This window comes from Terriglobus albidus, assembly GCF_008000815.1.
GTDB lineage: Bacteria > Acidobacteriota > Terriglobia > Terriglobales > Acidobacteriaceae > Terriglobus > Terriglobus albidus_A.
This window is the reverse complement of record NZ_CP042806.1, coordinates 4,225,225-4,239,121: the sequence shown is the minus strand read 5'-3', so window position 1 is coordinate 4,239,121 and position 13,897 is coordinate 4,225,225. Positions and strand designations below refer to the sequence as shown.

The 13,897-nt window shown below is 58.4% G+C and carries 13 protein-coding genes; 7 read left to right on the top strand and 6 right to left on the bottom strand.

The genetic code is table 11. The features are described 5' to 3' along the window. Positions 1 to 74: 74 nt before the first annotated feature. The gene (locus FTW19_RS16825) at positions 75 to 1,172 is read right to left on the bottom strand and encodes an isoaspartyl peptidase/L-asparaginase family protein (RefSeq protein WP_147648705.1); all 1,098 of its coding nucleotides are present in this window, start codon (positions 1,170 to 1,172) and stop codon (positions 75 to 77) included. Then, entirely contained in the window at positions 1,172 to 3,256 is a 2,085-nt protein-coding gene (locus tag FTW19_RS16820; protein ID WP_246153351.1) for a S9 family peptidase, read from the bottom strand. The genes FTW19_RS16825 and FTW19_RS16820 overlap by 1 nt, the downstream gene beginning before the upstream one ends. 123 nt (positions 3,257 to 3,379) lie before the next feature. Here FTW19_RS16820 and FTW19_RS16815 point away from each other — a divergent pair, with 123 nt between their 5' ends. The 3 genes from FTW19_RS16815 to FTW19_RS16805 all read left to right on the top strand — a co-directional run bounded on the left by FTW19_RS16815 (position 3,380) and on the right by FTW19_RS16805 (position 5,602). Further along, positions 3,380 to 4,027, top strand: coding sequence for a DUF4142 domain-containing protein (locus FTW19_RS16815; RefSeq protein ID WP_147648703.1), 648 nt, complete (start codon positions 3,380 to 3,382; stop codon positions 4,025 to 4,027). Positions 4,028 to 4,108: 81 nt separating this feature from the next. Further along, positions 4,109 to 4,975, top strand: a complete 867-nt coding sequence (locus tag FTW19_RS16810; RefSeq protein ID WP_147648702.1) for a TPM domain-containing protein — start codon at positions 4,109 to 4,111, stop codon at positions 4,973 to 4,975. 54 nt (positions 4,976 to 5,029) lie between these two features. After that, complete coding sequence (locus tag FTW19_RS16805; RefSeq protein ID WP_147648701.1) at positions 5,030 to 5,602, top strand: LemA family protein; 573 nt, start codon at positions 5,030 to 5,032, stop codon at positions 5,600 to 5,602. Between the two features lie 86 nt (positions 5,603 to 5,688). Here the strand turns inward: FTW19_RS16805 and FTW19_RS16800 are convergent, their stop codons facing one another. Beyond that, on the bottom strand, positions 5,689 to 6,036 hold the full coding sequence (locus tag FTW19_RS16800) for an STAS domain-containing protein (RefSeq protein ID WP_147648700.1): 348 nt from the start codon (positions 6,034 to 6,036) through the stop codon (positions 5,689 to 5,691). A gap of 17 nt (positions 6,037 to 6,053) precedes the next feature. Next, positions 6,054 to 6,494: an ATP-binding protein gene (locus FTW19_RS16795; RefSeq protein WP_147648699.1), complete on the bottom strand. Its 441-nt coding sequence runs from the start codon at positions 6,492 to 6,494 to the stop codon at positions 6,054 to 6,056. 219 nt (positions 6,495 to 6,713) lie between these two features. On the opposite strand from FTW19_RS16795, the gene FTW19_RS16790 reads away from it, so the two are divergent. The 4 genes from FTW19_RS16790 (at position 6,714) to FTW19_RS16775 (ending at position 12,646) form a co-directional block, all read left to right on the top strand. Then, positions 6,714 to 8,777: a M13 family metallopeptidase gene (locus FTW19_RS16790; RefSeq protein ID WP_147648698.1), complete on the top strand. Its 2,064-nt coding sequence runs from the start codon at positions 6,714 to 6,716 to the stop codon at positions 8,775 to 8,777. A 230-nt stretch (positions 8,778 to 9,007) separates the two neighbouring features. Beyond that, positions 9,008 to 10,270 (top strand): magnesium transporter MgtE N-terminal domain-containing protein, encoded by a 1,263-nt coding sequence (locus FTW19_RS16785; protein WP_147648697.1) that lies wholly within the window; start codon positions 9,008 to 9,010, stop codon positions 10,268 to 10,270. Positions 10,271 to 10,318: 48 nt separating this feature from the next. After that, positions 10,319 to 11,359, top strand: coding sequence for a CgeB family protein (locus FTW19_RS16780; protein WP_246153350.1), 1,041 nt, complete (start codon positions 10,319 to 10,321; stop codon positions 11,357 to 11,359). 63 nt (positions 11,360 to 11,422) lie between these two features. After that, positions 11,423 to 12,646: an Nramp family divalent metal transporter gene (locus FTW19_RS16775; RefSeq protein WP_147650690.1), complete on the top strand. Its 1,224-nt coding sequence runs from the start codon at positions 11,423 to 11,425 to the stop codon at positions 12,644 to 12,646. Here FTW19_RS16775 and FTW19_RS16770 read toward each other — a convergent pair. Together FTW19_RS16770 and FTW19_RS16765 are read right to left on the bottom strand one after the other, a co-directional pair. Then, positions 12,643 to 13,113, bottom strand: coding sequence for a (deoxy)nucleoside triphosphate pyrophosphohydrolase (locus FTW19_RS16770; protein ID WP_246153349.1), 471 nt, complete (start codon positions 13,111 to 13,113; stop codon positions 12,643 to 12,645). The two genes, FTW19_RS16775 and FTW19_RS16770, sit on opposite strands and share 4 nt — an antisense overlap. A 32-nt stretch (positions 13,114 to 13,145) precedes the next feature. Further along, positions 13,146 to 13,853, bottom strand: a complete 708-nt coding sequence (locus FTW19_RS16765; protein ID WP_147648696.1) for an HAD family hydrolase — start codon at positions 13,851 to 13,853, stop codon at positions 13,146 to 13,148. Positions 13,854 to 13,897: the final 44 nt, after the last annotated feature.

Here is a 13,897-nt window from a genome sequence, read left to right as displayed (position 1 = left end):
TCAAAGACCAACGGTTACAAAGCAGAAGAGGGGGCATTTTGCCCCCTCTTCTGCTTTTTGAAATCCCCGAACCCTTATGGTTCGTCGTGATAGATGCTGACCTGCGCCTTGCCGCCTTCTGCCAGTCTGGCGCGGTACATCCCCGGCGTATTGAAGCTCCATGCAAGTTGTCCATCGGGTGTGACGGCAATGATGCCTCCATCACCCTTAAGCGCTGTAAGGCGCTTCTGAATTACCTCGTCGGCCGCGGCCTGCAACCTCATTCCCTTGTACTGAACAAGCGCGCAGATCTCGCGGGCGACTGTGAGGCGGATGAAATACTCGCCGGTGCCTGTGGCAGAAACAGCGCAGCTCTCATTGGAGGCGTACGTACCCGCCCCGATAATGGGCGAATCGCCGACGCGGCCATAGAGCTTCGCCGTTGTGCCTCCTGTGGAGGTGCCGGCAGCTACATTGCCGTCCCGGTCGAGAGCGACGACGCCGACGGTCCCGTATTTGTGAGTCTGGCTTTCATCGGGCCACGCCGCAGCAGGCAGCTCATCGGGTTGTAAGAAAGAGATCGGTTCCTTTGGTTCGGAAGGAGCGCCTGCCGGGCGCGGAGGAATCGGTTTGCCCTTGGCCTTGAGCGCTTTTACAAGCTGCTGCCAACGGCGCTCGGTGAAGAAGTAGCTGGGGTCAACCTGCTCCAGGCCTCGCTCGGCGGCGAACTCGTCTGCTCCGTTGCCAATCAGCATGACGTGCGGCGACTTCTCCATGACCGCGCGCGCGAGCGAGATAGGGTGCCGTGTCCGGGTGACTTCGGCGACTGCGCCTGCGTTCAGGGTCTTGCCGTCCATGATGGCAGCGTCCAGTTCGTTGCGTCCGGCAGCGGTAAAGACTGCGCCGCGTCCGGCGTTAAACAACGGATCGTCTTCCATCAGTTTGATGGAGGCTTCAATGGCATCGAGGGAAGATCCGCCTTTAGCCAGCACATCCGCGCCGGTCTGCAGCACCTTGTCGAGAGCCGCGCGGTAGGCCTTTTCCGCCTCGGGCGTCATGTTCTTGCGTTCGATGACGCCGGCGCCCCCGTGGATGACGATGGCCCATTTGTGAGGTGTCTGTGGTGTTTGGCCGTGTGTGGTCATGGAGATCATGGCAGCCGCAGCCACCGTAAAGAGTGCTCTCTTTCTCATTATGGTTTTTCAACTCCTAACTGAGTCAGCAGGAAGGCGTAATCGAAGGCGATCTCCTTCAGGTAGTCATAACGGCCTGAAGCTCCTCCATGGCCCGCGTCCATATTGGTCTCAAGCAGAAGCGGAGTGCCGTTATTCTTCAGGGTGCGCAGCTTGGCGATATATTTGGCCGGTTCCCAGTACATCACCTGCGAATCGTTCAGGCTGGTTTTCACCAGTGTTGCCGGGTAGTCGCCCGGCTTCAGGTTGTCGTACGGCGAATAGGCGTGCATGGTGGCGAACGCCTCCGGCTCGTTCGGATTGCCCCACTCCTCATACTCACCAACGGTGAGCGGGAGCGAGTCATCCAGCATGGTGTTCATCGCATCGACGAAGGGCACATGCGACAGCACAACGCTGAAGAGATCAGAACGAAGATTGGTGACCGCGCCCATCAGCAGGCCGCCCGCGGAGCCGCCTTCGATGGCCACTCGTTTTGGATCACCATAGCCCTCAGCTACAAGATACTCGGTGGCTGCGATGAAGTCGGTGAAGGTATTCATCTTTACCTGCATCTTGCCGGCGTCGTGCCACTTGTCGCCAAGATCGCCGCCTCCGCGGATATGTGCGTAGGCCAGTACCAGGCCGCGATCAAGCAGAGAAAGACGGTTCGGGTTGAAGCCAACCGGCAGTGCGTAACCGTAGGAACCGTAGCCGTAGACGTAAAGCGGATTCTCGCCATTGCGGACGAACTCATCACGACGATAGACCAGCGAGACAGGGATCTTTGTACCGTCAGATGCCGTGGCCCAGATGCGCTCAGAGGCATAACGGGAACGGTCGAAACCGCCCGGAACCTCCTGTTGCTTCAACAGTGTGGAGGAATGTGTAAGGACATCGTAGCTGTAGACCGAAGAAGGCGAGACCAGCGACTGATAGCTGTAGCGGAAGGTAGCCGCAGCAAACTCCGCATTGACGTGCAGCCCCGCGGAGTAGGTCGGCTCCGGGAAGGTCACTTCTTCCGAGGCGGATGTCAGCTTGTCGCCACTCCAGCCGAAGACGCGAAGTCGAGGCAAGCCGAGCACGCGGTCGGAGGCGACCGCAAAGTCGCGGAAGAGATCGAAGTCTTCGAGCGGATACTCTGCATCCTCAGGGAGCTCTTCGATCCAATGCTCGCGTCCGGGAGCATTCACGTCTGCTGAAACCAGGCGGAAGTTCTTGCCTGTGTCATTCACCCGGATATAGAAACGACCGTTGCGATGGTCGGTGTAGTACTCCTGATCGTTGATGCGCGGAGCCAGCAGCGTGAACGTTGCCGGGTTGGAGGCAGGCGCAAACCGCACCTCGGTTGTCGTGTGACTGCCGGACTCGATGAAGATGTACTTTCGGTCACGACTGCGTCCGGCGCCGAGGTTGAAACGCTCGTCCGTCTCTTCAAAGATCACGGCGTCTTTGGCCGTATCCTCTCCCAGCGTGTGACGGTAAAGGCGATAGTGTCGCTTGGTCTGTTCGTCTTCGAGGGTGTAGAAGAGCGTCTTCGAATCGTCGGCCCACACCAGAGAGCCGGTGCGCGGCGCAGTATCCGGAAGGTCTTCTCCCGTGACGAGAGAGCGGATATGCAGCGTGTATTGGCGGAAGCCGGTATTGTCAGTCGAATAGGCAAGCAGCGTATTATCCGGCGAGACCGCAAGGCCTCCAATGGCCATGAAGGGCTGGTCTTTGGCCAGTTCATTGACGTCAAGGATGATCTGCTCCGCGACATCGTCGTTGTAGACGGCGTTCGGATCGCCCGGAGCAGGGGATGGCTTGCGGCAGTAGATGGGGTACTGCAGCCCTTCAACCGTGCGGGTGTAATAGAAGTACCCATTCGCGAGATAGGGAACCGAAACATCGGTCTCCTTGATGTGCGACAGCATCTCGCGATAGAGCTTGTCCTGCAGCCCCTTGGTGGGCTCCATGAAGGCATGGGTGTAGGCGTTCTCGGCCTTCAGGTAATCGATCACCTCTTCTGAGTCCTTGTTACGGAGCCAGAAGTAATCGTCTTCGAGTGTTTGTCCGTGGATGTTGGTGGGATGCGGCTCGCGGCGGGCGACAGGGGGTTGCATGTCTTGATTCGGCTCCAAAGGTAGAGGATACAGGCAACCGCAGATGGATGTTGCCACCCTAAGAAAGAGAGGAGTATTGTGCCTCATCGTAGAGATCGTAGAGCTACAGGAGGGCCCCAAAAGATGCGAATATCAGGCGTTTCAGCCTTTGTTGTGATGTTGGGATTTGGTGCGGCAACTTTAGCCGCACAGCAGGATACGAGCGGCAGCATCTACAACACCAATCCAACACCGCAGCAGCAGCGGCAGGAGAAGCCGGCAGGTGTTGGTGTTTCCAATGCGAGACCGGAAGATACCTCGGCGCCGCTGGGGGATACCGGTGAGCGTATGCGGGACCGGTTCTTCCTGAAGACCGCGGCTCAGAGCAGCAGGGGAGTTGTTCGAATGAGCCAGCTTGCTCTCGCGAAGTCCAGCAACGACGATGTAAAGACATTCGCGCAGAAGATCATGACAGACCATGCCGCGCTCGCGCGCACCTGGAAGCCGCTGGCACAGGAACTCGGAGGTCCTCCGGCCCGGGAGCTTTCCAGGAAGGACCAGAAGCTGTATGACCGGTTGAGCGGTCTTTCAGGAGAGCAGTTCGACAAGGAATACATGATGGCGATGGCAGAAAGCCATCGCGAAGATCTGAAGCTCTTTCGCGACACCATGTTCGCCACGTCGAATAATTCACTCAAAGACGCTCTCGACCGCACAATCCCTGTGATTCAGGACCACATCATGCAGGCGGATTCGGTAGCGCGTAAGAACGGTTACCTTGCCATGCAGTAAGGTAAGATGCTGGAAGACAAGGCGGGCGAACGCCCGCCTTTGTTTTGCCCTGCGGAACCTCTTGCGGGGTGAAAGCGTAGAATGATGACAGATATGGGCCGATGGGCCAGATCGTGGATGTGGGCGCTGCTGATCGTGCTGGCGCCTTTGGCGGCGGTGGGTGAGAAGGTAAGCGACCTCCCCAAACCGACGGCTTATGTAACCGATCTGGCGAACGTGTTGTCCGATCCGGCCAAAGCGCAGATCAATCAATATGCAGGCGAGGTAGAGCGGCAGGCGCACGCACAGATTGCCGTGGTCATCATCAAGTCGCTCGACGACCAGCCGATCGAAGACTACGCGAACAATCTCTTTCACACATGGGGTATTGGACCCAAGGATCCGAAATACAAAGATCGCGGAATCCTGCTGTTGTTTGCCACGCAGGACCGCAAGCGACGTATCGAAGTGGGCTTCGGTCTTGAAGGGATTCTGCCCGACGCCAAGACTGGCGACATCGGGCGGGCGATGCGGCCGCTGCTGCAGCAGAATCAGTGGGACGAAGCTATTCGTCTTGGTGTAACCGAGATCGGACAGACGATCGCCGATGATGCCGGTGTCACGCTCAATCCTCCGCAGACGACGCATACCTATCATCGCGAGACGGTACACTCCGGTGGCGGCATCGGGATCGGTGTTCTTGTCGTCGGCTTTATCCTTTTCCTGATCGTTGTAAGCATCCTGCGCCGTATCTTTGGCGGCGGTGGTCCTGGCGGTTTCGGCGGTGGAGGTGGCGGTGGTTGGCTGCCCTGGCTGATTCTCGGCAATATCCTGGGCAGTGGCGGTGGACGCCGTGACTGGGATGGACGCGGCGGCGGGGGTGGTGGCGACAGAGGCGACTCCAGCGGCGGGTTTGGCGGTTTTGGTGGTGGTGACTCCGGTGGCGGTGGTTCCAGCGGGGACTGGTAAAGATTTTTAGAGTTGGCCGGAGGCAAGCCTCCGGAGAAACAGGAGACGAGGCAAATGAAAGGTTTTCTGATTGGGCTGGTAGCCGTTGTACTGATTGTTGTGTTCGCATTCGGAAGCTATACCGGCTCCAAAAACACCATGGTGCAGAAGAATGAGGAGGTGACGGCTGCCTTCTCTGAGATTGATGTAAACCTGCAGCGCCGTGCCGATCTGATCCCGAATCTGGTGGCGACCGTGAAGGGCTACGCCAAGCAGGAGCTGGACGTGTTGACGGCGATCTCCAATGCGCGCGCCGGCCTTCTGACAGCGAGAACTCCGGATGAGAAGCTGGCGGCGAACGATCGTCTGAGTGTCGCCTTGCTGCCGCTGACCCGCCTGCAGGAGACCTATCCGGAGCTGAAGAGCAATGAGCAGTTTCAGCGCCTGGAAGACGAGTTGAGCGGGACGGAAAACCGCATTGCTGTGGCGCGCCGCCGTTACAACGATTCCATCAAGGACTACAACGTGTACATTCAGCAGTTCCCGCACTCCATCTGGGCGAGTATGGCCGGGTTCACCCCGAAGACGGGCTACTATGCGGCCGATCCGGGTTCGAAGACTGCGCCGAAGGTAGATTTCGGTAAGTAAAGGAATCAAAGCAAAACAGAAAGGCCGCCCTTGTGGGCGGCCTTCTTCATTGCGTCAAAGTCTCAGTGCAGATCAGCTTAACCGGCTTACTTCGTGAACGAAGCGACGGCCGAAGCTTCATCGTCCTTGACGTCGAAGACGGTGTAGAGCTTCGTGATCTGGAGCAGGTCGTGGACTTTCTTGGTCAGATTCAGCAGTTTCAGCTCGCCACCGGAGTTCTTGACGGTGGTGAAGGAGCTGACGAGCTCGCCGATGCCCGAGGAGTCGATGTAGCTGACGTCGCCCAGGTTCAGCAGGACGCTCTTATTGCCCTTAGCGAGCTGGTCGCGGATGGCGTCGCGCAACACGACGCTGCCTTCTCCGAGTGTGATGCGGCCGCTCAGATCCAGGATAGTGACGCCGTCTACCTGGCGGGTGCTGACTTTCATGCTCACGTGGTGATTCCTCCTAGTTAATTGCCCGCTGGTGCGGGAGTGCGATGTTTGATCAGGGTCAGTTCCGTCCCAGGATGGGTCTGGCGGAAGTGTACCTCATCCATAAAAGCGCGGATGAGGAAGATGCCTCGTCCGGAGCCGCGCAGGATGTTTTCTGGCGCGAGCGGGTCGGGAATGGTGTCAGGATCGAGTCCCGGCCCCTGGTCCGTAATCTTGATGACCAGATCTGACGAGGTGGTTTCAAAGGACGCGCTTACATGCTTCTCCGTGCTGTAGTTATTGCCATGAAGCACAGCATTGACTGCAGCCTCACGCACGGCCATTGCAATGTTGGGGATGTCGTCCTCGGAAAATCCTGCACGCTGGGCGAATTGCTCAGCTTCCAGCTCGAGCCGGTTAACGGTGTCGAGCGTCGAGTCGAGGGTGAAACTGGCGCGGCTTGTGGTTGAGTCGGCCAAATTACTCCTGCAGGCGAGAAGCTGATTTTGGAGCTCCCGACGCCCAGAGGAGCCGGAGTTTCGTCCAAGGTGCTTGCAAAGGCAGTTTGCTTCCCGGGGAAGCAAAAGTCAAGAAATGGAATTGGAGGCCCTCCCCCGGGCGGGGAACCTTCGTCGCTGCGAGAGCGTATGCCCTGTCACCGCGATAGGATGAAGTGTCTAAAAAGGAGAAAGAACGAAATGCGTTTGCGCTTTGGTTTAGCGGTCGCGATGTGGTGTGGCCTGGCAGGTGGTGTCTTTGCGCAATCAACAGCCGCGCAATCGACATCGCTGAAACCCTTGCAGGCGATGCCGTACTCCCCCAGCCTGAATGTGGCCGATATGGATAAGTCGGTCGATCCGTGCGTGGACTTTTACCAGTACTCCTGCGGCGGATGGATAAAGAGCAATCCGATTCCCGCGGATCAGGCCGCGTGGAGCGTCTACGGCAAGCTGGCGCAGGACAATCTCCAGTTTTTGTGGGGCATCCTGGTGGATGCTTCGAAGGCTACCAATCGCACGCCCAGCGAGCAGAAGGTCGGCGATTATTTCGGCGCCTGCATGGATGAAGATTCGATTAACAAGCGCGGCCTGGCCCCTCTAAAGCCTCTGCTAACCCGGATCGACGGCTTGAAGACGCGCGAGGAACTGGTGGCCTATCTTCCGGCGTTGCACCACGAACAGGTGGGGAACTTTTTCTTCGGTTCCGGCTCCGGACAGGATCTCGGCGATTCCTCGCAGGTGATCGCATTTATCGCCGCGGGAGGCCTGGGATTGCCCGACCGCGACTACTACACCAAGACCGATGCCAAGAGCGAAGAGACCCGCGCGAAGTACGTTGCCTACATCGCACAGCAGTTGACCCTCGCCGGAGAACCGAAGGCAACGGCGGAGGCTGACGCCGCCGCGATTATGAAGATCGAGACCACTCTCGCAAAGGCCTCGCTGACCCGCGTCGAACGTCGCGATCCGTACAAGGAGTACCACAAGATGTCGGTCGAGGACTTGGGCAAACTGACGCCGTCGATCGACTGGAATCGCTATTTTGTGGCGCAGAATGTACCCGGAGTGAAGTCGCTGAATGTGAACCAGCCTGACTTCCAGAAAGCGCTGCAGACGGAGCTGACTGCGGAACCGTTGCCGGCGTTGAAGGCGTACCTGCGCTTCCATGCGATTACGGCTGCGGCTTCGTCACTGTCGAAGGATTTCGATGAGGCGCAGTTCAACTTCTATTCGAAGTATCTGCGTGGCGTGCAGCAACAGCAGCCCCGGTGGAAGCGCTGTACGCGCCAGGTAGACAACATGCTGGGCGAGGCCCTCGGGCAGGAGTTCGTCCGCCGTACCTTCGGTCCAGACACCAAGGCAAAGACCGTGAAGATGACCGATGAGGTCGAGCAGGCGATGGCCGGGGAGATCAAAGGACTGAGCTGGATGGGCGATGCCACCAAGCAGCGCGCGATCGAGAAGCTGCATATGGTCCGGAACAAGATCGGGTATCCGGACACGTGGCGCGACTACTCAAAGCTGGAGGTCAAGGCTGATGACTACTTCGACAACATGCTGCGGGCTTCGCTTTTCGAAGACCAGCGCCAGTGGGCCAAGGTGGGTAAACCGGTCGACAAGAACGAGTGGGACATGACGCCGCCGACCGTCAATGCCTATTACAACCCCCAGATGAACGACATCAACTTCCCAGCCGGCGTGCTGCAGCCGCCCTTGTACGATGCCAAGCTCGACGACGCTCCGAACTATGGCAATACAGGATCAACCATCGGCCACGAACTGACGCACGCCTTTGATGATGAAGGCAGGCAGTTTGACGGAGCAGGGAATTTGAAGGACTGGTGGACCAAGGAAGACGCGGAAGGCTTTGAAAAGCAGATCAACTGCCTTCGCGACCAGTTTGCTACCTACACGATCGTAGACGACATCAAGATCAACTCGAAGCTGACCAGCGGCGAAGACGTAGCCGACCTGGGCGGAACGCTGATCGCGTATATTGCCTGGAAGAAGGCGACGGAGAATCAGCGGCTCGCACCGGTGGAAGGATTCACCCCCGACCAGCGGTTCTTTATTGGGTTTGCCCAGTGGGCATGCGAGAACCAGCGGCCGGAGAATCTGCGGGTGAGCGCGATCACCAATCCCCACTCTCCGGGCTATGCGCGTATCAACGGTATCGTGACGAATATGCCCGAATTTGCCACAGCCTTCGGATGCAAAAAGGGCCAGCCGATGGTGAAAGAGGCGGTCTGCAAGGTGTGGTAGAGCATTTTTCCTGTAGGTGTAGTGCCGGGCTAGTGCATCTATGGGCGTTTTCCTCAATGAAAACGCCTCTGCACGCTCCTCCCGGGATACCCGGCAACAGGAAAAACGCTCTAGCGCACGCCTGAAGCACCGGAAGCCGGCCCTCTTTTTGAGGGCCGGCTTTCTCTTTTTGGTTCTATTACATAGCGCTGGTGGTGCGCATCGAAATGCTTGGGTAGACTGCGAACAGGATGCACACTCCCCTCCATCTCCGGACCAGCGCTGCCGCCATGATCGGCATGCCGGTGAAGAATGCCCATGGGGGCGTTCTTGGAAAGGTGCGGGACCTGGCTGTCGATCCGGCGAAAGACACCAACCACGTTGCGGGTTTTGTCCTGCGCCGCGCCGGAAAAGAACGGGCGCCAGGCTGGGTCTCCATTGAATCTCTGGAGCGGACCCAGGCGGGAGATCTGCGGTTGCGTCCCGGTGCCGAGGTAAGGCCCGTCGCTACCGATCACGAATATCTGCTCCTGGACCGCGATCTGTTGGACCAGCAGATCATTGACGTGCACGGCCACAAAGTCGTCCGCGTGAACGATGTAGATCTCGCGTGGGAGGGGGAGAACGGGCACGCTCCATTGCGGCTGCGCATCGCCGAGGTTGAGGTTGGCCTTCGCGGTGCTCTGCGCCGGCTGATGAAGGGACTGCCGCGGCCTTTGGCCTCGTTAAGTGAGCAAGCGGCTGCGCGGATTATTCCGTGGGAGTTTGTGGATCTGATCGAACGCGATCCCGCGCGCCGGGTTCGCCTGAAGATTGAGCAGAACCGACTTGCCAAGATGCACCCGGCCGATATCGCGGACATCCTCGAAGAGCTTGCCCCGGCAGAGCGCGAAGCTATCTTTGCCAGCCTGGATGAAGAGGTCGCCGCCGAAGCCCTGGAAGAGGTCGATCCGAAGCTGCAGAAGGCCCTGCTGGAGGGTCTGGACTCGGAGCGCGTCGCCGAGATCGTAGAAGAGATGGATCCCGGGGCCGCAGCCGATCTTCTGGCGGAGCTCCCGGACGAGCGTTCCGAAGCGATTCTCGAGGAGATGGAGCCGGAAGAGCGCGAAGAGGTCGAAGGCCTTTTGGAGTTCTCTGACCGCTCCGCTGCCGGCAGCATGACCACAGATTTCGTGAGCGTGCATCTGAACGCGACGGTGGAGCAGGCCGTTGAGGCGCTACGTGGTTTTGAAGGGGATGCCGATACGGTCACCGAGGTGTATCTGGTGGACGATGACGATAGATTGAAGGGAGTGGTGACCCTGCCGCGGCTTTTGCTTGCAAGCCGTGACACTCTGCTGCAGGGGTTAGCCGAAACCTACATTGTCAGCTCCGGTCTGCACGCGCGGGACAAGGCCGTAGCGGAGTTGTTCGATAAGTACAATCTGCGGTCGTTGCCGGTGTTGGATGACGAAGGCAAGATCGCTGGCGTGATTCATGCTGAGCAGGTCATTACTCAGCTTCGGGAAGAGTAGTGCACACCTGTCGGATTCATAAACAGTAAAAGAGAGGAAAGCCAGAACGTGAAGATCTTGTACATCAGCGAATTTTCGCCGGGTAGTACAGCCCCCATGCGTATGCGAGCGCTGGAGCGAGCCGGACATGAAGTGGTGCGCATGGACGCCAAACCGTTCTGGCCTACAAATTCTCTGTTATTCAAGATCGTCTTCCGCATTCTGGTAGGGCCTCATGTTCGCCGTTTGAACCAGGAGATTCTGCGAGTTGCTCGAGAGATCAAGCCCGATTGCTTCTGGGCCGACAAGGTCATGGCTCTGCAACCCTCCACGCTGAAGAAACTGCGTTCGATGGGGATTACCACGGTGAGCTATATGATCGATAACCCATTCGGGCCGCGTAAGGATCCCGGCTGGCGTCTGTACATGAAGGACATTCCATACTTCGATCTTCATTGCACACAGCGCGACGTCAGTATTCCTGAGTACAAAAAGCGTGGAGCCGGGGATGTGGTCAAAATTCAGACAGCCTACGAGCAGACGATTCACTTTCCGCCACCTGCCGGCTGGAGCGATAAAGACCGCAACCGCGAGGTGTCATTTATCGGCACCCCTTACGATCAGCGAGCAGAAGTGCTGACGGAACTTGCAAAGGCCGGCATTCCGCTAGTGATCTCGGGGTCGGAACGCTCGTGGAAGCGGGCACTGGCGCCGGAAATCTTCGAGAAGGTGTACCGCGAAGGGGAACTCAAGGACGACGCCTACCGCGAGGGCGTGTGGCGCTCCAAGGTCAATATCAGCTTTCTCACTAAATCCAACCAGGACGAATTTACGCAGAAGAGCTTTGAGATTGCCGGCTGCGGGGGGTTCCTGCTGGCGGAGCGATCCAAAGGACATACAGACCGCTTTGCCGAAGGGGAAGAGGCCGTCTTCTTTGACGGTATCGAAGAGATGAAACAGCAGATCCTGCGCTACCTGAATGATGAGCCCGCCCGCGAAAGAATCGCTGCTGCCGGCTGCCGCAGGGCAAGAGAGAGCGGATACGACAACGATTCGCAGATGCGCCTGATTACGGACCGTGTTGCGGCGATTCACAAATCCAGCAAGTAACCGGAAGAGGCAGGAGAAGATTGGGTGACGACAAGCCGTTTGAAACGCTGGCGCACCAGCATCATGATGCTCTTGGCGGTGCTGGGGCCTGGATTTATCACGGCGAACGTCGACAACGACGCTGGTGGTATTTTTACCTACTCACTGGCAGGGGCACAGTACGGTTACAAGCTGCTGTGGACCATGATCCCCATCACGCTGGCTCTGATTGTGGTGCAAGAGATGTGCGCCCGCATGGGCGCAGTGACCGGCAAGGGGCTTAGCGACCTGATCCGTGAAGAATTCGGGTTGCGGATAACCTTCGTGATGATGGTGCTGCTGGTCATCGTCAACTTCGGCAATGTGATTGCCGAGTTCTCCGGTATCGCCGGCAGTCTCCAGCTTTTCCATATGAGTAAGTACATCAGCGTACCCATCTGCGCGGCGCTGGTATGGGCGCTGGTCGTGCTTGGCGATTACAAGAACGTCGAGAAGATCTTTCTCGTGGCTAGTGTCTTCTACATCGCCTATATCATCGCCGGCGTATTGGGACGCCCGGACTGGCATACGGCGCTGGTCGAGACGGTGAAGCTTCCAGGGCGCGAAGTCTGGAGCGACCGCAAGTACATCTACATGACGATCGGTGTGATCGGCACCACCATTACGCCCTGGATGCAGTTCTATCTGCAGTCGTCGATCGTCGAGAAGGGTGTCTCCGTCAGGCAGTATCGCGCATCGCGTCTGGATGTCATCGTCGGCTCCATCTTTACCGACATCGTGGCCTGGTTCATCGTAGTGGTGTGCGCCGTGACGCTCTACACGCACGGTATGCGCGATATTCAAGTTCCAGCCGACGCCGCGGAAGCAATGAAACCGGTGGCCGGCGACTACGCGTTCATCCTGTTTGCTGCCGGGCTATTCAATGCCAGTCTCTTCGCGGCGTCGATTCTGCCTCTCTCCACGGCCTACACAGTATGCGAGGGACTGGGCTTCGAGAGCGGTGTCGATAAGCGGTTTGGCCAGGCGCCATTCTTCTACTGGCTCTATACGATCCTGATTGTGGCGGGAGCTGCGGTGGTGTTGATTCCCAACTTCCCGCTGGTGCCAATGACGATTCTGTCGCAGGTGCTGAACGGCGTACTGCTGCCAATCGTCCTGATCTTCATGCTCAAGCTCATCAACCGGAAGGAGCTAATGGGCACCTGGACGAACAATCTGTGGCTGAACCTGGTCGCGTGGACAACAGCGGTCGTTGTGATCGGGCTGACCGCTGTGATGCTGTGGAATACGATCCAGGGTTTGTTCTAAAGCAACTTCCCGGAGGCAAGGTCCTGAATCAAGGACAAATCTGCGGCGAGAAAGTCGAACTCGGGTAGCCGAGGCAGCAGGGTCCACTGCATGTCGTTGAAAATACGATTTTCCAGCGCCCCTTTGAACTCGTGGACGGTAAAGAACTGAAGGTCGACGGCCCCGCCGTTGCGGTAATTATGGCGCAGGCGGGTAATGCGTGGGCCGATGACGGCCTCGATCCCAAGTTCTTCATTCAGCTCGCGGCGCAAGGCAGCCTCAGGGGATTCGCCGGCCTCGATCTTGCCCCCTGGGAACTCCCACTTGAGGGCCATCGCCTGTTCCGGACGTCGCTGACAGACAAGGACTTCGCGGCCAGTCTCCGTCTCGCGCAGGATCAGTGCGGCGACAACAAGACGAATCTGCTTCGCGGCTTCCTTGGCTCCAGGACGGCGTCGGCTTTTTTTCGCGGCTCGGCTCACGTACACAAAGGTTAGACGCCCGAGAGGGCCTCTGAGCCTCAGAGAGTTCTGACGGCAGCCGGATAGTAAACTGCCCAGCCGTTTGTATGGCTGATCTCGGCGAGGGCGACGGTGGGGTTTACGGGATAGGGCTTCCGTGCGATCTCAAGCATGGCCGCATCGTGGACCGAGTTCCCGAAGACGGCATCAGGCTGGGGAAGGCCGACACGGCGCAGTGAGGTGGCCTTATTTTCGTCCGACGGAACATCCCGAAGTGTTCGGGTGGCGATACCGCCCTTGACCTCAACGCAGGCCGCCAGAACGCGCTCGGGGGGAATATGAAAGCGGCTGGCGCCCTCTTCCACAACCCAGTCGCACGTGGAGGAGACAGCCCAGATCTCGGTTCCGTTCTTCTGCAGCTCCGCAACCAGATCAAACATCTCGGGGAAGATAAAGGGTTCGATCTCGGTACGGAAGAACTCGGCCGCGGAGGATCGGATGGCCTCGTCGGTCAGTCCTTCGTAGACCTGCACCATTTCGCCGCAGATCGTGATCTCGTCGACATCGCCGTTGCGATAGGCAGCATGACGGCCCTCAATCCACGCGCTCTGCTCCGGGGAGAAGAGGCCGGTCTGGGTGCTCCAGCGCATGAAGCCCGAACCTGAGTCCGGATGCCACAAGGTGCCGTCGCAGTCGAAGACGGCGACTCTCGGCGCGAGTGTGCGGATGGAGGCGAGAAACTGGTCCGTGCTGAGTGATACGGGCATCTCTCTATTCTGCATGATCGCCCTGCTATCCACCTTGGTTCCTC

Bases quoted from the DNA above. Each gene is read 5' to 3' on its own strand.
- FTW19_RS16825 (WP_147648705.1), bottom strand. From the start codon at position 1,172: ATGAGAAAGAGAGCACTCTTTACGGTGGCTGCGGCTGCCATGATCTCC.
- FTW19_RS16820 (WP_246153351.1), bottom strand. From the start codon at position 3,256: ATGCAACCCCCTGTCGCCCGCCGCGAGCCGCATCCCACCAACATCCAC.
- FTW19_RS16815 (WP_147648703.1), top strand. From the start codon at position 3,380: ATGCGAATATCAGGCGTTTCAGCCTTTGTTGTGATGTTGGGATTTGGT.
- FTW19_RS16810 (WP_147648702.1), top strand. From the start codon at position 4,109: ATGATGACAGATATGGGCCGATGGGCCAGATCGTGGATGTGGGCGCTG.
- FTW19_RS16805 (WP_147648701.1), top strand. From the start codon at position 5,030: ATGAAAGGTTTTCTGATTGGGCTGGTAGCCGTTGTACTGATTGTTGTG.
- FTW19_RS16790 (WP_147648698.1), top strand. From the start codon at position 6,714: ATGCGTTTGCGCTTTGGTTTAGCGGTCGCGATGTGGTGTGGCCTGGCA.
- FTW19_RS16785 (WP_147648697.1), top strand. From the start codon at position 9,008: ATGCACACTCCCCTCCATCTCCGGACCAGCGCTGCCGCCATGATCGGC.
- FTW19_RS16775 (WP_147650690.1), top strand. From the start codon at position 11,423: ATGATGCTCTTGGCGGTGCTGGGGCCTGGATTTATCACGGCGAACGTC.
- FTW19_RS16765 (WP_147648696.1), bottom strand. From the start codon at position 13,853: ATGCCCGTATCACTCAGCACGGACCAGTTTCTCGCCTCCATCCGCACA.